Genomic DNA, 20455 nt, shown 5'->3' with positions numbered 1-20455 from the left:
ATAACCCTATCGCGAAGATTTGGTATGAAGAGAAGGGTTAAGGTAGACATGGAGAGGGTCCAACATACAAACAAAGAAGGATTGAACTTTTTAGAGGGGGAAAAGCAGATGGGGGAGAATCTGGACCAAGGGCAAGCGAAAAAGGCTGCCAAACCAGTCAAACAGAAAGAAAATAAAGCAAAAAAGAAGAAGAACAAGAAAAAGGGCTTTGTCTGGAGTATACGAAATAAATTGCTGGTATCCTTTCTGGCCGTATTGCTCGTGCCTAGTTTGATCATTGGAATGATCACACTGTTGATTGCCGATCGCACGGTAGAAGGTCAACTGATGGATAGTGCCAAACAAAGTGTAAGCACGACGAATTCAATTATTGAAACCCATGTCAATGCGAAGATTCACGATATCAATTATTTTGCCGATTCCATTCGGACAGACATGCTTAATGAGGATAGTGGTATTTCTGAAGTGGAAGTGAAGTTACAGCAGTATGTCGGATTGCATCCCGACGCGTTGAATATATTTGTAGGAACTGAAGATGGAACCATGGTTAGGGGGAAAGAAACAACCGGCAGTGCACAAGGGTCCAACTATGATCCAAGGGAGCGGGAATGGTACAAGCTGGCGATGGCCAACCCGGGCAATCCCGCTGTGTCGGCCGTGTCCAAGAATACGGATGGAGTAACGGTTGTGTTTATCTCCAAAACACTGGAAGATCAATCTGGTGTAGTAGGTCTGTCTTTGGATCTAACGGAACTTAGCGAACAGGCTTCCATTAAGGTGGGCAAGGAAGGGTACGTTATTATTATGGATCCGGAGAGAAATTATATCTCCTCACCTGTGGTGGAATCTGGCACGCAAGAAACGTCAGAGGCTTTGGACCCCATGTTTGCAGAACAAGAGGGATCGTTCGATTACACCTACAATGGTGATTCCAAAATGATGATCTTCTCCACCAATGAAGCTACGGGCTGGAAGATTGGCGGAACGATGTTCCAAAGTGAATTGTCCCATGCCAGTAAAGACATTCGGATGGCAACCTTAATCGTCATTCTGGCTGCGACCTTCCTCACGCTAATATTCATACTCTGGTTTACACGTTCCATGCTGCGTCCAATCCGGCGTCTGCAGGAGTCTGCTCGTGCTGTGAGCAAAGGGGATCTGACGGTCAAGATGGAAACCGGACGAAAAGATGAAGTCGGTGATCTCGCCAAGTATTTTGAGCGAATGGTAGATAACCTTCGTATGATGATTCTGGGTGTACAGGAGACGACGGAGCAGGTATCGGCTTCCTCTCAGGAATTGTCGGCGAGTGCGGAGCAAACGACCAAAGCCATTGAGCATTCGACCCTTTCAATTCAGGAACTTGCGGAAGGTGCAGAGCAGCAGGTGAAGAGCGTGACGGACGGATCGGGCCAGATGAGTCGTATGGTCGAAGATGTCCGCATGATGTCTGAACGTGTGCAATCCATTACGCAGAACATGCGGAATACATCCGGAGCAGCTTATTCCGGTAATGAAGCAGCGGGACAGGCCATGGATCAGATGAGCAGCATTCAGGAGACGGTGGAACAGCTGGCGGTGGTGGTTCAGTCATTGAATGCGCGGTCGACAGAAATCGGAAACATGGTTAATGTCATCGCCACCATCTCCAAACAGACCAACCTGCTTGCACTGAACGCGTCCATTGAAGCGGCGAGAGCGGGGGATGCTGGTCGTGGATTCGCAGTCGTAGCAGGTGAGGTTCGGAAACTGGCAGAAGAATCCGGCAGCTCTGCAGCGCAAATCGGTGAACTCGTTCATAATATCCGTCTGGATATGGATGCCGCTATGGATGCCATGACAGCTGCCCAGACCCGGGTAGAGGATGGCATTCAGGCAGTAAATACTTCGGGCCAATCATTCGCACAGATTCGTGTGGCCGTTGAAGATGCAGCCCATACGCTCGATGATCTGTCTCAAACAACGAAGCAGCTGGAAGAAGGAGCGGCTCGTGTTGCCCAAGCCATGAATGATATTTCTGTCGTAACCCAGGAGAGTGCTGCGAATACGGAATCCGTATCGGCTTCCTCTGAGGAACAGCTGGCATCTGTAGAAGAGATTGCGTCATCATCCGCACATCTGAACAGTATGGCGGAACAATTGCAAGGCCTGCTGGGCATGTTCAAAATGGTGGAAGATACGCCGAAAAACAAGGACCAGGCATAACCCGGTGATATTACTTGTTCATAGAATAAAATAAAGATAGACAATCCTCCTGTTGCCCTGTATAACTATATCGTTGGTTTTTCTCTTAGATTGCGGTGTATTTATAATAGTAGTAATAGGGTGAAGTACAGGAGGATTTATGACATACGTAGCTATACTAATTTTTGCATTAACCGTTGCGCTGGTGATCTGGCAGCCTCGTGGACTGGGGATTGGCTGGTCTGCTTCAGGTGGAGCCGTGCTCGCCCTGCTATGTGGTGTCGTCAGTCTGAATGATGCCTCCGATGTGGCATCCATCGTATGGAATGCAACACTGGCATTTGTCGGCATCATTATGATTTCACTGATTCTGGATGAGACCGGGTTCTTCGAATGGGCTGCACTTCATATGGCGAGACTTGCTGGAGGGAATGGACGCAGACTATTCATCTATTCCATATTGCTCGGAGCAGCAGTGTCTGCTTTATTTGCCAACGATGGCGCGGCGCTTATTCTGACTCCGATTGTTCTCGCCATGGTGCGTGCGCTGAAATTCGATGAACGCATGGTACTTGCATTTGTCATGGCAAGCGGGTTTATTGCCGATACCACGTCACTGCCGCTGATTGTCAGCAACCTGGTGAATATTGTGTCAGCCGATTATTTTGGAATTACGTTTGTGGAGTATGCTGTGCGGATGATTGTTCCCAATATCTTTTCCATGGTAGCGAGTACAGGAATGCTGTATCTGTTTTATCGTAAAAGTATCCCTCATCGCTACGACATCTCCGCCGCTCGCGATCCCCAGGAAGCCATTCGCGATCCGCGGATGTTCCGTATTGCCTGGTATATGCTTGCACTGCTTTTGATAGCCTACGTCTCAAGTGAGTTTCTGCCGATCCCGGTATCGGTTATCGTGGGCGCCGTCGCTCTGCTATTCGCCATATTGGCACGCAAGAGTGAAGCGGTTGACCTGAAACGTGTTGTCAAGGAAGCGCCTTGGTCCATTGTGGTCTTCTCGGTAGGCATGTACATCGTTGTATACGGACTGCGTAATGCTGGGTTAACAGATTATCTGAGCCGCTGGCTGGATGCCATAGCAGAGCATGGCCTGCTGGCTGCATCAGTGGGCATGGGATTGATTGCAGCGGTGTTATCGTCGGTGATGAATAATCTACCAACCGTGTTAATTAACGCACTGGCCATCCAGGATGCACATACGGAAGGCATTGTTCGAGAAGCGTTGATCTATGCCAACGTGATTGGATCTGATCTGGGTCCCAAAATGACGCCGATCGGTTCACTTGCCACATTGCTCTGGCTGCATGTGTTGTCGCGGAAGGGTGTAAAGATTACGTGGGGATATTATTTCAAGGCAGGTGTAATCCTGACGATCCCGACATTGTTGATTACCTTGGCTGGACTGGCCCTGTGGCTGTGGATTTTGAATTAGTAGAAAAGGCTGCTTATCTCAGGTGCCATGCACTTGAGAAGGCAGTTTTTTTATTTTCTTCTATATATGAAGTTTAAATATCATTAACAAAAAGTATTTACAAAAAGACCAGCCTTTTATTGGCTGGTCTTTTTGTATTTTCTCACCTCTCCCCAGGCGGTGGATTGGAACGTCTGGAAGCGACCATACAACACCGAAGCAGCGGAGGGGACGGAATCGATTCTGAAGAAGCGCTGGCCTGCTGCTTGAAGTTTTTTTACATTACATTGGAACGGAGAGGACAGCAATAATCTGTAGAAGCGAAGCGTTCGCGTTTATCACCGGATTTTTACCAAAGGGAAAAATAATGAAATCCGGGGATAACAGCGATCGGAAGATTGTTCTGTCAGCGTAGTGGCACGATGTAATTTACGTGAGGCTGAGCCAATACAGCGATCGGAAGAACGATCCGTAACCGAAACGGTCGCTCATGGAGTTATTTGCCTTCCAGTTATTTCAAAACACCGCCCATAATTTTAACATTGCGTTTACAAAACATTGATTTTGAGATGACATACCGAAACTACAATGATAAAAGAGTTGATGGTGAACAAACAAATTCACAAAACGCCATCACTACATTGGGGGAGGAAAACAAAACATGTTTAAAAAGTTGCCGTTTATTTTGATGACCTTAACGTTCGTACTGGTACTCGCAGCATGCGGATCCAAAAATGACGCTGGTACAGAGGGCGCTACAAGCAATGGTTCAGGAGCAGGCGGAACAGAAACAGCTGCTGAGCTTAGCGGAAACATCCTGGCTGTTGGTTCAACAGCACTGCAACCTCTGGTAGATCAAGCTGGACAAAAATTTATGGCAGTTGATGAATATAAAAATGTAACAGTGCAAGTGCAAGGTGGCGGTAGTGGTACGGGTTTGACTCAAGTATCCGACGGACAAGCTACAATCGGTAACTCCGACGTATTTGCAGAAGAGAAGCTGGAAGATGAAGCAAAAGCAAAAGAACTGGTTGACCACCAAGTAGCAGTAGTGGCGATCGCACCAGTAAGCAACAAAGATGCAGGTGTGGAAGATCTGACGAAACAACAATTGATCGACATCTTCTCCGGTAAAATCACAAACTGGAAAGACGTTGGTGGTGCAGACCAAGCAATCGTTATCGTTAACCGTCCAAGCAGCTCCGGTACTCGTGCAACATTTGAGAAATTCGCTCTGGGAACAAAAGTAGAAGATATCCAAGGTTCCATCCAAGAAGATTCCTCAGGTACAGTGAAGAAGCTTGTATCCGAGACTCCAGGTGCAATTGGTTACCTGGCACTGTCTTACCTCGATGACAGCCTGCAAGTATTGAAATACGAAGGCGTTGAAGCAACCGTTGAGAACGTAGAATCTGGAACATATCCAGTATGGGCTTACCAGCACATGTACACGAAAGGTGAGCCGGATGCAGCTACAAAAGCATTCCTCGACTACATGCTGAGTGACGAAATTCAACAAAATGATGTAACGGAACTGGGTTACATTCCGGTATCCGGCATGAAAGTAAAACGCGATGCAGCAGGTAACCTGACTCAATAATCTTTGAACTTGCTCATACAGCGAGAGAGGCGGACTAAGGTCCTGCCTCTTTGCGCGGTTTGAACTGAAATAATCCCATATTTTACATTAATCTATTATAGAAGGATGGTTGTTATGGAACAGACCGAAGGGGGGACGGTAATGAACAGCAAGATCAAGTCACGCCGGCCCTTGAGAGAGAAACATTTCTGGGAAGAATGGACAGGACGCATCTATACGTCGATTTGTGTCGTATTGTTGATCGTTGTCATGTTTTCCATCGTTTATTTTGTGGCGTCCAAGGGTCTCTCCACCTTTTTTAAGGATGGTGTGAGCCTGAGTGAATTCCTGTTCGGCAAAACGTGGAGTCCATCATCAGAACCAGCAGCCTATGGAGCATTACCGTTCATCACCGGTTCCTTCACAACCACCCTGCTGGCCGCTTTGATTGCAAGCCCGCTCAGTTTATGTGCAGCACTCTTTATGACGGAGATCGTGCCGGGTAAAGGGAAAAAGATACTGCAGCCTGCCATTGAATTGTTGTCCGGTATTCCGTCTGTCGTTTACGGTTTTATCGGTCTGAGTGTTATCGTGCCTCTATTGCGCAGCATCTTCGGCGGAGCCGGCATCGGGATTGCAGCCGGATGTCTAGTTCTATCCGTAATGATTCTGCCTACCGTAACAAGCATTATGGCCGATGCTCTGTCTGCTCTGCCCAAAGGTTTGCGTGAATCGTCCTATGCTCTGGGCGCTACGCGCTGGCAGACGATCTACCGCGTAATTATTCCAACGGTTCTGCCAGCTTTGCTGACAGGGATCGTTCTGGGTATGGCTCGTGCCTTCGGTGAAGCACTCGCTGTACAGATGGTTATCGGTAATGCACCGCATGTACCGACATCCTTGCTTGAATCAGCTTCTACATTAACAAGTGTAATCACCCTGAGTATGGGTAACACCACAATGGGTTCAGTTCATAATAATGCGCTCTGGAGTATGGCGCTTGTCCTGCTTGTAATGACGTTTGTATTCGTCATTCTGGTTCGTTTGCTCGAAAGGAGAAACCGGGTATGAAAATGAAGGCAAAAACGGTCGATAAAATTGCTACATCCGTCATAGTTGTTTTGGCCTTGTTCATCGTGGTATTGCTGCTCGGTTTGCTGGGATTCATCCTGTTCCGGGGAGTAGGGCAAATCAACTGGCACTTCCTGACGAGTGCACCGCAGCTGCTCAAAGGGGGCGGCGGGATTGGACCACAGCTCTTTAACTCCATCTTCCTGTTAATCTTAACGCTCATTATCACTATTCCGCTCGGTTGGGGCGGAGGAATCTATATGGCGGAGTATGCGAAGCCAGGCAAAATTACAAGTTTTATCCGATTGGTTGTTGAGGTATTGTCCTCATTCCCGTCGATCGTTATCGGTTTGTTTGGTCTCTTATTGATTGTAAATACGTTCGGCCTAGGCTTCTCCCTGATCTCGGGTGCCATGGCGCTCGCGATATTCAATCTGCCGCTGATGGTGCGGACAACGGAGCAGGCTTTCCGGGCCGTTCCGAAGGAACAGAAGGAAGCGGGCCTGGCACTGGGCCTGTCCAAATGGAAGATCATCACGTCCATCCTGCTGCCTGTGGCGCTGCCAAGCTTGATTACAGGTACAATCCTGGCTTCCGGCCGGATCTTCGGTGAAGCGGCAGCCCTGATGTTTACGGCAGGGATGAGCAGTCCGCCGCTGGACTTCACGGATTGGAATCCGACAAGCCCAAGATCGCCGCTTAACCCATTCCGTCCGGCAGAGACACTTGCCGTTCATATCTGGAAAGTCAACAGTGAAGGCATCGGGCCAGATTCCAAGGAAGTGGCAGCCGGAGCATCTGCGGTGCTTGTTATCCTTGTACTGGCGTTCAATCTGAGTGCGCGCTGGATCGGCCGGGTTGTATACCGCCGCATGACAGCTTCGAAATAAGGAGGAACCAACATGGCCATACCTTTTGGTACGGAACAGTTAAGCATATATTATGGGCATTTCCAGGCAGTCAAGCAGATCAGCCTTGCGTTTCCTGAAGCCAGCGTTACAGCGCTGATCGGACCTTCCGGTTGCGGTAAATCCACGTTTTTGCGGTCCCTCAACCGCATGAACGATGAGATTTCCGGTTCCCGCACAGAGGGGCACATCTGGATGGATGGTAAAGACCTGAACGAGCCAGGCACCGACGTGATCAAATTGCGCCAGAAAATCGGCATGGTGTGGCAGAAGCCAAACCCATTTCATAAGTCCATCTATAACAATATCGCGTTTGGCCCCCGCTACCGCGGTATCAAAGGCAAGAAGGCACTGGATGAAATCGTGGAGAAAAGCTTGCGCCGCGCCGCGCTGTGGGATGAAGTGAAGGATCGACTGAATGAGTCGGCCCTGTCTCTCTCTGGTGGACAACAACAGCGTCTGTGTATTGCCCGCGCACTGTCTGTTGATCCTCAGATTTTGTTGCTCGATGAGCCTGCATCCGCGCTGGACCCGGTATCAACGGGTAAAGTGGAGGAACTCATTTCCGAGCTTAAGAAGGATCTCCGAATCGTAATCGTAACCCATAATATGCAGCAAGCAGCACGCATCTCGGATTATACAGCGTATTTTTATCTGGGAAGCATGATTGAACACGGGGATACGGAACATATTTTCACCAACCCCGACAACCGTTTGACGCAAGAGTACATTATGGGACGTTTCGGTTAAGGAAAGTGCATGACATTGGATGGAGTATAATATAGAGTCATAAACAGAGAAGAAAGCATAACACCCAAACGGCAACGTATGGGGTTATGCTTTTTATATTTTAGGAATGGTAGAGTTTGCCATAACAAAAACAATCATGCTACGATAACCAGAGTTACAAGATAATGAGTAGCACTGATCTGATCTATATTTCTGAAGGTAGAGATGACAAGTTGAATATCTAGAATTCTGAAGGAGATGTTGATGATAACAACGGACCACGAACGATTCCTGGACAGCTTGGTAACGGATGCGATAACACATTATCCCTTAAGGAAGCCCGTTGCCTCCTTTATCCGTCACAATGAGAACCTGACATATCATATTATGGACGAAGCAAGTGGACAGAAGTATCTGCTGCGTATACATAAAGCTGCTTATGCAAGCATGACCGGTATTCAACATACACGTCCGGCGCTGGAAGCGGAGATGAATCTCCTTCATGAATTAAATTCAACGACTGATCTACGCGTGCAGCACCCTGTTCGTAATCTGTCGGGAGATTGGGTTACCGTCTGCTTCCTGGAAGGCGGGGAGGAAATCTGCTGCACCATGCTGGAATGGATTGAAGGCAGGGACATTCAGCAAGGAGAGCAGCTGACAAGAGAGCAGATTCATGACTTGGGAATACAGATGCAGACACTTCACCACTATGGTCGTATGAAGGATACATCTGGACCAACCAGCAACGGACCAGAAGTGAAGGAGGGCTGGACAGGCCAGACTGAAGTTCGTCCATCATATGGCAGTATCAAGGAAAATCTAAACATGCTTGGGCAGCTTGAGGAAGGTGTCAGATTGGGCATATTTACACCTGAGGACTTTGCCTTAATACGTGAGACATTTGCGAATATCAACAACCAGCTGGAAGCATATCCTACTCGCCCAGAGACATGGGGAGTGATTCATGGTGACATCACCCGGGGGAATCTGCTGGTGACGGAACACGGAATCTCCATGATCGACTTTTGCTTATATGGTGATGGCTATTATCTTTTCGATGCTGCAGGTGCAGCCTTGATCTTCAATCGGGAAGAACGGGATATCTTCCTGTCGGGTTATACCAAACAAACAGCTCCGCTTACCGAACAAGAAATCAGGCTGATGGAAGGATTCATGCTCATTTTTACGTTCGGTTACTATGCCTTCCAGATGGCCAACGAGTCCAGACATGAATGGATGAAGGATCGGATGCCGAAGCTCTGCAGCAAATATTGCAGACCCTACGTCGAGAACCACAGTATCTTCTATGAATTATAAGATTGCTATTTAATACAGTAATGAAGGCATCACGACATCACAACATTATGACCACATGCTTGAGCCAATATAATTGGGGCGTCCTGAACTCAGGGGGCTCTTTTTGTATACTCTTGGCTTTTTTGCTTCAAGAACCATTTATGAAGAAAGTATAAACTCTGCGGAGAGAAAGATGTATTTCGTTACAATACAGTCATGGGAGGATGAAGCAGCGATGAGAGACAACGTGAACATACTGCTGGTGGAGGATGATCCGGAAATTGCCCGCATTTTGATGGACCATCTTCGGCGTGAGGGATATGGGGTGACCTGGGCTTCGAGCGGCCTGGAGAGCTGGGAAGATTTCAGGAAGGGGACCTATCAGCTGGTCCTGCTCGATCTGATGCTGCCGGAGATGGACGGGTTCACGGTATGTAAAAATATCCGGCTGATCAGCGACGTTCCGCTGCTCATGATGAGTGCACGCATCGAAGAGGAGAGCAAGGTTAGAGGGCTTGGTCTGGGCGCTGACGATTATATTACCAAGCCGTTCAGCCTGGCGGAGCTTACAGCCCGTATTGAATCCCACCTGAGCAGATATCGCCGATATCAGGGCATCAAGCCGGAAGCAACCCATCAAGCGTACAACGACGGCTTGGCGATCAACCCATTGAATCAACAGGTGCAGGTTCACGGGGAAGATGTCGTACTGACGGGCAAGGAGTGGGCTTTGCTCACGCTGCTCGCCTCTCATCCGGGCCGTGCATTCACCAAAGCGGAGCTGTACGAACATGTGTGGAACCAGCCGGCAGCAGGAAGCTCAGGTACGGTTACCGTCCATGTCAAAAGCCTGCGGGCCAAACTGGGCGACGAACCACATCAACCACGCTGGATTCAGACCGTGTGGGGCAGCGGATACCGATTTATAGGAGATATAGCAGAATGAAGCTGAAGTACTGGTTGATGGTTGCTTTTCTCATTGTGATGCTGCTTCCTGTCGCTGCGGGCTGGGCACTCTTCTCCCTATACAACTACTATAATGACCAGCGCTCCGTAGCGGAATATGTAGAATTAACCGGGCGGCTTGCCCCCATTGAAAAGAGGTTGTCCGATCCGGGCCTGTACCGTCTGCAATCTTCGGATGCCTATGCTTCGCTCTCCGAGCTGGTTAGTGATCAAGTGAACGTTGACCTCTATCTGCCTTCAGGGATCCGGGTGTATACATCCGGTGGGGATACGTGGGCTGCCGGAGCTTATACCGTAAGGGGTTCGGAATTATATCGTGATCTGTACGACATGCAGATTCGTCATCGCACGTTTACGCTGAAAAAGCCGGTATGGGAAAAGGGTGAACTGATTGGCATTTACGAGATTACCATGCTTCGCGGAGAGTGGCTGGAGGGCATCTCGGTTCGGACAGCCTGGGTCGTTGGGTTCGCTGGTATTTTCTTCATCTTGTTATATGGCACCGTGCTCTGGCTGCTATCCAGAAAGCTCTTCCGTCCGATGAGACATCTGATGGGCCGAATGCATGCGTTTGCGCGGGGTGAGGTCCCCGTAGATAGCGTGCCTGCACGTCGGGATGAAATGGGCATGCTGCTGGAGCAATTTGATGCCATGCAGGAGAAAGTCAGGCAGACTCAGGCAGAGGTGGAGAAGGAGCAAAAAGAGAAAGAGCTCATGGTCGCTTCGCTGTCTCATGATCTGAAGACACCATTAATGTCCATCAGTGCCTATGCGGAGGCACTCAGTGTGAATGCTCCGCTGGAGCCGTCAGAGAGACGGGACTACCGGGATGTGCTGTATGGTAATGTGGAACGGATGAAACACATGATTGGTGAACTTGAAATGTATACGGCGCTGGGTTCCAGTGAATTGGAGATGGCCATGGTGGAGGTGGAAGGAGAAGAGTTCTTCGATATGCTGCTTGGAAGTTACGGGGGACTTGCCGAGCGTGGACAGATTGAGGTGAGAACGGCTGTCCGCACGGACCGCCTTTACCGGCTTCATCCCGAACAACTGATGCGTCTGACAGATAATTTGATCAACAATGCCCTGCGTCATACAAGCCAGAACGGTTTGATGGGTCTGGGTGTGATTGCTTCAGATCAGCCGCTGCCGGAATGGGTTATTCCAACACTGGCGCAGGAGCTGAATGAGTACAGAACGGGGGCAACATTAATTCTGGTGCAAAATGAAGGGACTGCTATTCCCGAAGAACAGCTGGATCGTATTTTCGAACCCTATGTTCAACATCAGAATCAGGAAGAGAAGGCGTATGCGGGCAGTTCGGGTCTCGGATTAAGCATAGCCAAACGGATTGCGATCAAGCATGGAGGTGAGATGCGCATGTGGTCGGCTGAAGGATATGGCACGCTGGCTGCATGCCGATTGCCCGAGTTGTAATGCCCTTAAACGAATGAGAGAGGATGAACGATAATGATGAAAAAAGGTTGGATGATGCTCGGTACAGCGCTACTTGCGGGGTCACTGCTCGGAGGCTGCGCTGAGAAGGATCTGGTTGGCCTGTCTGGTGATGAGATGATCGAGAAGGTTGTCACTGCAGAAACGAAGCCCGCTTCCTACTATGCCGAAGGTGTAATGAAAGTGTGGTCAGATGATAAATTGAGTCACACCATGCACATTAAGGAATGGGTTGACGGAGAGACCGGGCGTAAGCGCACCGAAACAGAGGAGAATGGCCATATCAGCTACGCGGTCAATAACGGAACAGATATCACCATTTACGAAAAAGAGACCGGTACGGCCTATTCGATGAACGTAGCTGCCACGGGACAACAGCCAGAACAGACTCAAAAGCAGATGCTGGTGGATCAGCTGGAACGGTTGCGGGATTCCCATGATGTGGATATGATGGGACAGGAAGAGCTTCACGGACAAGAGGTCATTCACATCAAGCTGATGCCGAAAGAGAATGGCACCTTATCCATCTCCTCCGAATATTGGGTTGACCCCAAAACGTGGATGATTGTTAAAGTCATCAGCACATATGGTGATGAAAAGTCAGAAATGGTCTATGATCCGATTCAATATGATCCCGAATTTTCGGAGGATACGTTCGTAATCGACATTCCCGAAGAAGTGGAAGTGAAAGATCTGAACGATCTGAGCCAGCGTTCGGAAGTGAGTCTGGAAGAAGCCGAACAAGCGTTGGGCCAACCCTTTTTACAGGATATGAGCGGTGAGCTTGAGCTGTCTCGGGTCGAGATGTTTTCATCAAGCGGAGAGTTGGGCAGGGATGAAGTGACTTTGTATTACGTCAACAACGACAAGGTTGAAGTGAGTCTGTCCGTATTCAAGGCACCGGATGAAAATGTGGATGATACAATGCTGCCTGATGAGTCCAAGGTGGAGGTTCGGGATACCGAGGGTTCGTATATGAAGAGCATACGAAACATATCATGGACTGAAAATGGGTTGCGTTACTCCATCATGGGTGAGAACGGGGAATGGACGAAGGAGAAGCTTCAGGCTTGGGCGAAGGATCTGAAGCTTCCTAATCAGCCTTAATTTTGAATGGTAGGAGAGTGTGAGTCACGCAATGGATTACACAGAGGTTAACAACGGAGAACTGCGACGTCTCCACCCCAAAGCCAAACAAGCTACAGCCCTGACGGCCCTTATGGTCAATGGGCTGTTGACTCTTTTGGCTGCTGGATATCTGATAATCGCATGGGTTAGAGACTGGGTGCTGTGGCCGGGCTGGTTTGGCTTAGGGCTTTTTGTTATTTCACTGGTCTGGTACACATGGATTTTGCCCGGCTTGCGACACCGACACTTTAGTTTTCGGGTGGCTGAGGATGAAGTGGAGATTCATTCCGGCTGGTTATGGCATACGGATACGATTGTGCCGATGACGCGTGTACAGCAGGTGGAACTGGAGAGCGGTCCGCTGCTGCGAAAGTATGGACTTGCCAAGGTCAGCATCGTTACTGCCGCAGCCACACTCCATATCGCCGGACTGGAAAGAGAGGAAGCAGAGCAATTGAAGCGCAGTATCGGACATCTGGCGAAGGTGGAAGATCCCGATGAATGAACCCAAGCATCTACATAAGCTGTACATGTTATTTCCCTTTTTTAGCGTAATGAAGTCCATCATTCCCATCCTCGTTCTACTCATCATCAAAGGTGTGAACTGGAGCAAATTTCCCTGGTATGGTTATGCTGCTGTCCTTGTTCTATTTACGCTTCCTATTATTCTGTATGGGTGGTTTAAATGGCGTAAATTCAGCTACACGCTTCAGGATGATCGGATTGTGCTGCGTCAGGGCATCTTTGTCCGGGAGGAGAAATCGATCTATTTCAGCCGTATTCACTCCATCCAGACACAGTAGCCTCTGATTCAGCGCTTGCTCCGGCTAGCCCAGCTCAAGATTGAGACGCCGGGCGGCAGCAAAGAGGCCGATGGTGTATTACCTGCTCTGGCAGTTGCGGAGGCCGAACGGATAGAGCAGTGGTTGTATCAGAAACGGAATGAGGCTGTGAAGAAAGCGGAAGCACCTCTCCCAGCTGAACATGCTGAAGATCTTAACTCTGATGAAGAGGGAGAATCTCCTGAGCAAAAGGAGAAACACATCCAGGCATCCGCTACGCTTATGCAGCCAGAACGGGAAGTTCTGCTGGGGCTGTCAGCCGGAAGACTGTTTGCCGGAGCGCTGACCACGATGAATTTGCCGCTCGTCGTCGTATTCGGTACGGGGGTTTATTCCTTCGCGGATGATCTGCTCCCTGCGCACTTCTACAGCAGCTTGGTTGAGCGGGCTGGACAGCTGCCGGCGATCTGGTGGCTCGGACTTGTTCCTGTCATGTTTTTGCTGGCCTGGATCTTGTCTGCTGTCCTGTTCACGATAAAGTATGCCGGATTCACAGTGGAGCAGGAAGGCGGTAATATTACGATAGTTTCCGGATTGCTCGACCGAAAGAAGCATGTGTTCTCTCCAGGGAAGGTCCAGGCGGTAGAGATCAGGGAGGGACTGCTGCGACAGCCGTTTGGTTATGCCGAGGTGGAGATTTATGTTTTGACTTCAGAGACGGAGAAAAAAATGATGCTTCATCCGCTGCTGCCGCTCCGCGATGTCAATGAGCTGCTTGCCCGAATTGTACCGCAATTCGTCATGCAGCCACCCGCCAACAGACCACCGGACCGAGCTCGCTGGTTATTCTTGCGCTGGAAACTGCTTGGCGCAGCCCTACTGGGAACAGCGGGGACGGTGTTTCTGGGCCCGGTGGGTGCATTTCTATTTCTCCTTATTCCCTTATGTGCTGTCTGGGGGTACGGGTGCTTCAAGGATGAAGGGCTGAGCATTCAGGGCAAGCTGCTAACCATTCGCCACCGGGCCATCTCCCGCAGAACAGCACTGATGCGCCGGCCTCATGTGGTCACAGTGGATACGGTGGCTACCCGAAGACAGCGAAGCAAGTCCTTGTTATCCGTTCGGGCGAGGCTGATGGTGAATCGAGGCGGCTTCAAAGCCATATTCCTGGAATATGGTCAGGCTTATGCCGTAAATGAATGGTTTCGGCAGGCTTCGGATTTGACCCAAAAATGATATAGAAAAGCAGCTTGGATTAAACCGACTTGGGACTGCCAGATTAATGGCGGTCTTTTTTGTACGGTAAGCCCTGCGAAATATGATGATCGACGCAGGTATTGTCCATTTTTTTTACTGCGAAAAAGAATCAAATAGGAGATAATACAATTATTGGGTTTTAAATTAGCGCATTGAATAATTTAAGGAATGAATCCGGGAGGGATATGATGGATGAGCAATGATCGTGATCAAGGGAAAGGAAAGGGTGCCGAATCAGGTGGGTGGAAACATGCCGGCTTGCTGCTGGGCGGAGTAGGCATATCCAATCTGGGGGATTTTATCTACATTGTGGCCATTAATTTGATGGTGCTTAACATGACACAGTCCCCGGCGGCAGTCGCAGGCTTGTGGATTATCTCGCCAATTGCCTCGGTATGCACCAAGTTCTGGTCAGGCAGTCTGATTGACCGCTACGACCAGCGGCAGCTGATGATTGGGGCGGATGTGGTGAGAGCTGTGCTCGTGGCATTGCTTCCGCTGATGCCCAGTCTATGGATGATGTACTGCATTATGTTTCTCGTCAGCATGTCCTCATCCATATTCGTACCTTCTTCTCAGGTGTACATCTCCCGGCTGGTTCCTGCTGAGCGGCGCAAGCGATTCAATTCCCTGCAGGCAATGATCAGTTCAGGTGCTTTTATTACCGGTCCGGCCATAGCCGGAGTCATGTTGATCTATCTGTCTCCTGTAGCGGCGATCTATGCCAATGCAGCTTCCTTTGTGGTGTCGGCGCTCGTCCTGATGTTACTGCCAAGGCTGGGCACTGGAGAGCAGACCGGCGGCAGGACAAGGCTAACCCCTCGTCTGATCGCCCAGGATTGGCGAGCGGTCATGCTATTCAGTCGCCAAGCAGGATATGTGGTGGGCATCTATGCCTTGTTCCAGATTATTCTTGTTATCGGCATGTCGCTGGATGCACAGGAAGTGGTGTTTATCCGTCAAGTCATGAACCTGTCCGAGTCACAGTATGGCGCATTGATGAGTGTTACTGGAGCTGGATACATGGCGGGTTCTCTGCTGGTGTGGTTGTTCGCCAAACATTTGTCCATCCGTCACATGATGGGCGGGGGCGTGCTCTTGGTCGCGCTTGGCTATTTCCTGTTCGCTCGTTCGTTTTCGTTCGAGCTTGCCGCATTCGCCTTTATTCTGCTTGGGTTGTGTTCGGCGCCGGCAAACACGGGACTGGTCACCTTTTATCAGAATAATATACCGGTAGACTTGATGGGGCGAATGAGCAGCGTACTTGGACTCATGCTGAGCGCATTGCAGGTCATTTCGATTTTGGTCATGGGTGTAGTTGCCGAAGTGATCTCTCTTCGAACGGTATATACGGTCGTTTCGGCCGTTCTGATGCTCGGTGCCCTTCTGTTGTGGCTTACGAGCTGGCTTCCTTCAAGACAGTCATATTATAAGGATCACAGCTCATCATCAAAATCTCTCCATAGCTAGTCTATATCCTATTGAAAACTGAACGATTCCGTGGAAGGCTGCATATAATATTAGTGGAATTTTGCCAAGATGATAATGATGCGTTACTTTTGTTGACATTACGTGTGTTGCATATTAATCTGTTATATGAATGATCAATCTCATAAGTACAACGTTTGATATGTGTTCAAGCGAATATATACGATACAGCGGATGAAAACGAGCGGGAGAGACCTGGGTAGGCCAATGGTTTCAGTAGGCTGCCAGGCACCGAAGGAGCAAGCTGCTGCGCACCCGGCGCAGGTGGTTAATCTCTCAGGTAAATGTACCATCGTTGGACGCAGCTCTGGAGAGTGCGCGAATGCGCCACCCAAGGGGTATATGATGAGAAGGGTACCCCATGGGGCGGCCTCTGATCATGAAACTCTCAGGTAACGAGGACAGAGAGAGGGCCTAAGGCCTTCTACTGTCCTTTTTTGATGTCATCATTCAGTAATTAAGGAACATTATGGTGCATGTCTGGATGGATATGACAATATGGAGGGGTGCAGGATGCGATTTAAAGATGTTTTTTCAATTATTGGTCCGTCGATGACGGGCCCTTCAAGTTCACATACAGCTGGGGCAGCGAGACTGGGGAGAATTGCAAGGCAGTGGCTGGGGTGTACGCCTGAACGTGCCAAGCTGACACTGTACGGCTCATTTGCCGATACGTATCAAGGTCACGGTACGGATCTGGCGTTAATTGGTGGTTTGCTTGACTATGTCACGGATGATCCGCGGATACCAGACGCCGAGAAATATGCTGAAGAAGCGGGCATGGAGGTGGAGTTCTACACGAGTGGACTGCCTGCTCCGCATCCGAATACGGTCAAAATTGAATTGTGGCACGGTGAGCGTCAATGTTCACTCGTTGGTGCTTCGATTGGCGGCGGCAGTGTGTCGGTGCATGCGCTTAATGATTTTCGGGTACAGATCAGTGGGGAATTCCCCACACTCGTTCTGCGTCATGCGGACAAGGCAGGGGTGCTTGCTTCCGTGACGTCTACAATAAGCTCCTCAGGGGTTAACATCGGTTATATGCAGGTAGACCGGAAAGCCCGGGATGGAGAAGCGCTAACAGCGATGGAAATGGACGGAGCACCAAGTGCCGAGATGCTGGAACGCCTGCGTTCACTGGATCATGTGCTGGATATTCGCGTCATTGATTTGAAGAGAGGGGTTGATTCGGATGCGGTTTAAGCACTTGCATGAGCTGAATACAATCTGTACGGCTGAATCCAAAACCATTGCCCGGCTAATGATCGAGGAGCAGGTTCAGGAGACGAATACGCCGGAAGCTGACGTTGTGCGGCAGATGTCGGAATATTATCAGGTGATGAAAGAGGCTGTACGGAAAGGGCTGACGGAGGACACCACTTCGCGCAGTGGCTTGACTGGCGGAGACGGCAAAAAGATGGCCGAATATATTCGCCAGGGCGAGACGTGCTCAGGTGACGCTTCCGCACTGGCAATGGCCTATGCCCTGTGTGTATCTGAAGTCAACGCATCGATGGGGCGGATTGTGGCTACACCGACGGCTGGTTCTTGCGGGATTATCCCTGGTGTATTCATCAGCTCCCAGGAGCGATTCGGATGGAGTGATGAGCATCTGGTGAACGGCTTATTCTGTGCAGGTGCAATTGGATATGTCATTGCCAATAACTCATTTATTTCAGGTGCAGAGGGTGGCTGTCAGGCAGAAGTCGGTTCGGCAATCGGCATGGCTGCCGGTGCAATGGTAGAGCTGCGCGGAGGGACGCCGGAGCAGGTCGTTCATGCCGTAGGTCTCGCGTTAAAAAATACACTGGGCCTCATCTGCGATCCGGTTGCAGGGCTTGTTGAAATTCCATGCATCGTCCGCAACGGACTCGGTGCGGTAACGGCCCTGGCTGCGGCTGATATGGCGCTGGCTGGGGTAAGAAGTGCCATCCCATCGGATGAAGTCATTGATGTCATGCTGGAAGTGGGAAGTGCGATGCCGAGCAGGCACCGCGAGACAGCGCAGGGCGGGTTGGCCCAGACGCCAACGGGCCGGAAAATGATGGAGAAGCTGGCGAAACCCAAAGCGAAGCGTGCGGAACCTGAAGCTGAGTCCGAACCACAGAGCACGACCGATAATTCGAAAGAGCAGGCTTAGAACGAAGCCGATAGGATAGGATTTATTATACGTAAGACAAAATGGAGAAAAGCGTCCGCTGGCCTTTACAGGTCATGCAGGACGCCTTTTTTTATTTGAAGAGAAAGGGCTTCAGCCTAACTATGGGTTTTACAGGGGAAAGCTCATGTAATCTACTACGATGAGACATAAATATTTCCGTTTATCCCTGACTGATATCCGTACTTAACACGGCATAACCGTATGCTGGCAGTTCAACAGCGAGAACATCGCCGTCTTTAGCTGTGCGGTGGTTACCGTCCAACAATTCGGTCCATTCGCCCGCGCCACCCTCGAATTCAATGATCGCCGTTTCCTCCGAACGATTGAACAGAACGAGAATGCGTTGATCCTCACTCTGCCGTTCGAGAACAAGCTGGCTGCCCTCAGGACGGGCTTGCAGGAATCGGACGTGACCTTCTGCACGGAGAGCGGGATGGGCATGGCGAAGAGCGATGAGCTGCTGATAAAAGGTGAACAACTCACGGTCCTGCTTCGCCTCGTCCCACTCCATGCATTTCCGGCAGCCCGGATCTTGGTCGCCATCCAGCCCGATCTCGTCTCCGTAATAGATGCACGGCGTGCCCAGATAAGTGAACTGGAACAATGCGGCCAGTTTCATCTTGCGCTGATCGCCTTCACACAGCGTCAGCAGTCTTGGCGTATCATGGCTGTCCAGCAGGTTGAACGCCACTTCGCTGGCTTGCAGCGGATAACGTGACAGCTGCCGTCCGATGGAATTTGCGAACGTCTCGGCATTCATTTTATTTTTGACAAAGAAACCATTCACGGCATCGGTAAACGGATAGTTCATGGCAGCGTCGAACTGATCGCCTTGCAGCCAGGCCGAGGATTCGTTCCAGATTTCTCCGAGAATATAAGCTTCAGGATTCGCAGCCTTGACCACCCGGCGGAAATCGCGCCAGAACGCATCATCCACTTCGTCCGCAACGTCCAGCCGCCAGCCGTCCATGCCCACTTCCTTGATCCAATACTCCGCTACCTTCAGCAGATAGTCCTTCACCTCCGGATTTTCCGTGTTCAGCTTCGGCATGTGAGGCTCGAATCCAAAGGTCTCATACGTAGGGATGCCATCCTTCACATCCAGCGGGAATTCATGAGCATGGAACCAATCCTTGTATTTGGACTTCTCCCCGTTCTCCTGTACGTCCACAAATGGGGCGAACGTCTTCCCGGAATGATTGAACACCGCATCGAGAAGCACCCGGATACCGCGTTCATGACACAGCTTGACCAAGCGTTTCACGGTGTCTGCATCACCGAAATGCCGATCTACCCGGAGATAATCCTCAGTATCATATTTATGATTGGTGGTTGCTTCGAAGATGGGGGTAAAATAAATGGCATTAATGCCTAGCTCACTGAGGTAGTCCAGATGATCCATTACACCCTGAAGATCACCTCCAAAGAAGTTGGATGGTGTAGGCTCGCCGCCCCATGGCTCAACATTCTCCGGATTCAGCTCTGGATTGCCGTTGGCAAATCGCTCGGGGAAGATCTGATAGAAAACCGCATCCTTGACCCACTCAGGCGGTGTAAAGACCGCACCCTGGTGAATATAGGGGAACTGAAACATCTGCCCCGGATCGTCCGGTTCGTCTTCCTGGAAACCCGTTTCGGACATCCAGATCTGCTCGTCTCCGCTTTTGAGCAAAAAGGAGTATTTCAGACGATGGTACGGAGGCTTTATTTCACCTTCATAGTAGTCGAACATGGAGTCTGAGGTGAATTTGGTTAAAGAGATCTGCTTTTTGGTATTTTCCCATGCGTATTTGTCGCCAGTCATGGCGTATACCTCGGTGAGATCATTCTTCTTGGCACGCAGGCGCAGGCGAACAGTATCCTTATCGTAGGCATATGCCCAGTTCCGCTTGGGTTGATGATAGATGGCTTCCAGCAGCATGTTACAATTCCTCCCGTCTATTCACTTCATATGTACATCATGGACATCATGCATGGCATTTCTGTAACTGAAGATTAAGGTATAATACTAAT

General features: G+C 49.9%; 16 protein-coding genes, 1 pseudogene and 1 riboswitch. Of the genes and pseudogenes, 16 read left to right on the top strand and 1 reads right to left on the bottom strand.

Annotated features, from left to right (window positions below; genetic code table 11):
- The first annotated feature begins 108 nt into the window (after positions 1-108).
- The 16 genes and pseudogenes from GUA98_RS23170 (at position 109) to sdaAA (ending at position 18421) form a co-directional block, all read left to right on the top strand.
- Entirely contained in the window at positions 109-2205 is a 2097-nt protein-coding gene (locus GUA98_RS23170; protein ID WP_193724528.1) for a methyl-accepting chemotaxis protein, read from the top strand.
- Positions 2206-2344: 139 nt separating this feature from the next.
- Positions 2345-3637 (top strand): arsenic transporter, encoded by a 1293-nt coding sequence (locus tag GUA98_RS23165; protein ID WP_153976681.1) that lies wholly within the window; start codon positions 2345-2347, stop codon positions 3635-3637.
- Positions 3638-4277: 640 nt separating this feature from the next.
- The gene (locus GUA98_RS23160; protein ID WP_193724527.1) at positions 4278-5216 is read left to right on the top strand and encodes a phosphate ABC transporter substrate-binding protein; all 939 of its coding nucleotides are present in this window, start codon (positions 4278-4280) and stop codon (positions 5214-5216) included.
- A 114-nt stretch (positions 5217-5330) separates the two neighbouring features.
- Positions 5331-6266, top strand: coding sequence for a phosphate ABC transporter permease subunit PstC (pstC, locus tag GUA98_RS23155; RefSeq protein ID WP_236146679.1), 936 nt, complete (start codon positions 5331-5333; stop codon positions 6264-6266).
- Positions 6267-6268: 2 nt separating this feature from the next.
- Complete coding sequence (gene pstA, locus GUA98_RS23150) at positions 6269-7156, top strand: phosphate ABC transporter permease PstA (RefSeq protein WP_095291810.1); 888 nt, start codon at positions 6269-6271, stop codon at positions 7154-7156.
- 12 nt (positions 7157-7168) lie between these two features.
- Positions 7169-7924 carry a phosphate ABC transporter ATP-binding protein PstB gene (pstB, locus tag GUA98_RS23145; protein WP_095291715.1) on the top strand — a complete coding sequence of 252 codons (756 nt, stop codon included), beginning with the start codon at positions 7169-7171 and terminating at the stop codon, positions 7922-7924.
- A 243-nt stretch (positions 7925-8167) separates the two neighbouring features.
- Entirely contained in the window at positions 8168-9223 is a 1056-nt protein-coding gene (locus tag GUA98_RS23140; RefSeq protein ID WP_193724526.1) for a phosphotransferase enzyme family protein, read from the top strand.
- Between the two features lie 214 nt (positions 9224-9437).
- Positions 9438-10148 carry a response regulator transcription factor gene (locus GUA98_RS23135; RefSeq protein WP_193724525.1) on the top strand — a complete coding sequence of 237 codons (711 nt, stop codon included), beginning with the start codon at positions 9438-9440 and terminating at the stop codon, positions 10146-10148.
- The gene (locus GUA98_RS23130) at positions 10145-11608 is read left to right on the top strand and encodes a sensor histidine kinase (protein WP_193724524.1); all 1464 of its coding nucleotides are present in this window, start codon (positions 10145-10147) and stop codon (positions 11606-11608) included. Before GUA98_RS23135 ends, GUA98_RS23130 begins: the two co-directional genes overlap by 4 nt.
- A gap of 36 nt (positions 11609-11644) precedes the next feature.
- Positions 11645-12733: a LolA family protein gene (locus tag GUA98_RS23125; protein ID WP_227780016.1), complete on the top strand. Its 1089-nt coding sequence runs from the start codon at positions 11645-11647 to the stop codon at positions 12731-12733.
- 31 nt (positions 12734-12764) lie between these two features.
- Positions 12765-13259 carry a PH domain-containing protein gene (locus tag GUA98_RS23120; protein WP_193724522.1) on the top strand — a complete coding sequence of 165 codons (495 nt, stop codon included), beginning with the start codon at positions 12765-12767 and terminating at the stop codon, positions 13257-13259.
- Positions 13252-13671: pseudogene (locus GUA98_RS23115) on the top strand (PH domain-containing protein); the annotation flags it as partial. The gene GUA98_RS23120 and the pseudogene GUA98_RS23115, both read left to right, overlap by 8 nt.
- A 147-nt stretch (positions 13672-13818) precedes the next feature.
- Positions 13819-14772 (top strand): PH domain-containing protein, encoded by a 954-nt coding sequence (locus GUA98_RS23110; protein ID WP_415753058.1) that lies wholly within the window; start codon positions 13819-13821, stop codon positions 14770-14772.
- A gap of 213 nt (positions 14773-14985) precedes the next feature.
- Positions 14986-16263 carry an MFS transporter gene (locus GUA98_RS23105; RefSeq protein ID WP_193724519.1) on the top strand — a complete coding sequence of 426 codons (1278 nt, stop codon included), beginning with the start codon at positions 14986-14988 and terminating at the stop codon, positions 16261-16263.
- Positions 16264-16456: 193 nt separating this feature from the next.
- A riboswitch (glycine riboswitch) is annotated at positions 16457-16582 on the top strand.
- Between the two features lie 212 nt (positions 16583-16794).
- Entirely contained in the window at positions 16795-17484 is a 690-nt protein-coding gene (sdaAB, locus tag GUA98_RS23100) for an L-serine ammonia-lyase, iron-sulfur-dependent subunit beta (protein WP_193724518.1), read from the top strand.
- Positions 17474-18421: an L-serine ammonia-lyase, iron-sulfur-dependent, subunit alpha gene (sdaAA, locus tag GUA98_RS23095; RefSeq protein WP_193724517.1), complete on the top strand. Its 948-nt coding sequence runs from the start codon at positions 17474-17476 to the stop codon at positions 18419-18421. Before sdaAB ends, sdaAA begins: the two co-directional genes overlap by 11 nt.
- A 181-nt stretch (positions 18422-18602) precedes the next feature.
- Here sdaAA and GUA98_RS23090 read toward each other — a convergent pair whose 3' ends face one another.
- A complete protein-coding gene (locus tag GUA98_RS23090; protein ID WP_193724516.1) occupies positions 18603-20363 on the bottom strand; it encodes an alpha-glycosidase in 1761 nt (586 codons plus the stop codon).
- Positions 20364-20455 lie beyond the last annotated feature (92 nt).

The sequence above is a fragment of the Paenibacillus sp. P13VS genome (assembly GCF_015143645.1).
Lineage (GTDB): Bacteria > Bacillota > Bacilli > Paenibacillales > Paenibacillaceae > Paenibacillus > Paenibacillus xylanilyticus_A.
Note: the sequence above shows the minus strand (reverse complement) of the source record. Positions and strands in the feature narration are given on the sequence as shown.

Coding starts and splice junctions, on each gene's coding strand:
- GUA98_RS23170 (WP_193724528.1), top strand. CDS start 109: ATGGGGGAGAATCTGGACCAAGGGCAAGCGAAAAAGGCTGCCAAACCA.
- GUA98_RS23165 (WP_153976681.1), top strand. CDS start 2,345: ATGACATACGTAGCTATACTAATTTTTGCATTAACCGTTGCGCTGGTG.
- GUA98_RS23160 (WP_193724527.1), top strand. CDS start 4,278: ATGTTTAAAAAGTTGCCGTTTATTTTGATGACCTTAACGTTCGTACTG.
- pstC (WP_236146679.1), top strand. CDS start 5,331: ATGGAACAGACCGAAGGGGGGACGGTAATGAACAGCAAGATCAAGTCA.
- pstA (WP_095291810.1), top strand. CDS start 6,269: ATGAAGGCAAAAACGGTCGATAAAATTGCTACATCCGTCATAGTTGTT.
- pstB (WP_095291715.1), top strand. CDS start 7,169: ATGGCCATACCTTTTGGTACGGAACAGTTAAGCATATATTATGGGCAT.
- GUA98_RS23140 (WP_193724526.1), top strand. CDS start 8,168: ATGATAACAACGGACCACGAACGATTCCTGGACAGCTTGGTAACGGAT.
- GUA98_RS23135 (WP_193724525.1), top strand. CDS start 9,438: ATGAGAGACAACGTGAACATACTGCTGGTGGAGGATGATCCGGAAATT.
- GUA98_RS23130 (WP_193724524.1), top strand. CDS start 10,145: ATGAAGCTGAAGTACTGGTTGATGGTTGCTTTTCTCATTGTGATGCTG.
- GUA98_RS23125 (WP_227780016.1), top strand. CDS start 11,645: ATGAAAAAAGGTTGGATGATGCTCGGTACAGCGCTACTTGCGGGGTCA.
- GUA98_RS23120 (WP_193724522.1), top strand. CDS start 12,765: ATGGATTACACAGAGGTTAACAACGGAGAACTGCGACGTCTCCACCCC.
- GUA98_RS23110 (WP_415753058.1), top strand. CDS start 13,819: ATGCAGCCAGAACGGGAAGTTCTGCTGGGGCTGTCAGCCGGAAGACTG.
- GUA98_RS23105 (WP_193724519.1), top strand. CDS start 14,986: ATGAGCAATGATCGTGATCAAGGGAAAGGAAAGGGTGCCGAATCAGGT.
- sdaAB (WP_193724518.1), top strand. CDS start 16,795: ATGCGATTTAAAGATGTTTTTTCAATTATTGGTCCGTCGATGACGGGC.
- sdaAA (WP_193724517.1), top strand. CDS start 17,474: ATGCGGTTTAAGCACTTGCATGAGCTGAATACAATCTGTACGGCTGAA.
- GUA98_RS23090 (WP_193724516.1), bottom strand. CDS start 20,363: ATGCTGCTGGAAGCCATCTATCATCAACCCAAGCGGAACTGGGCATAT.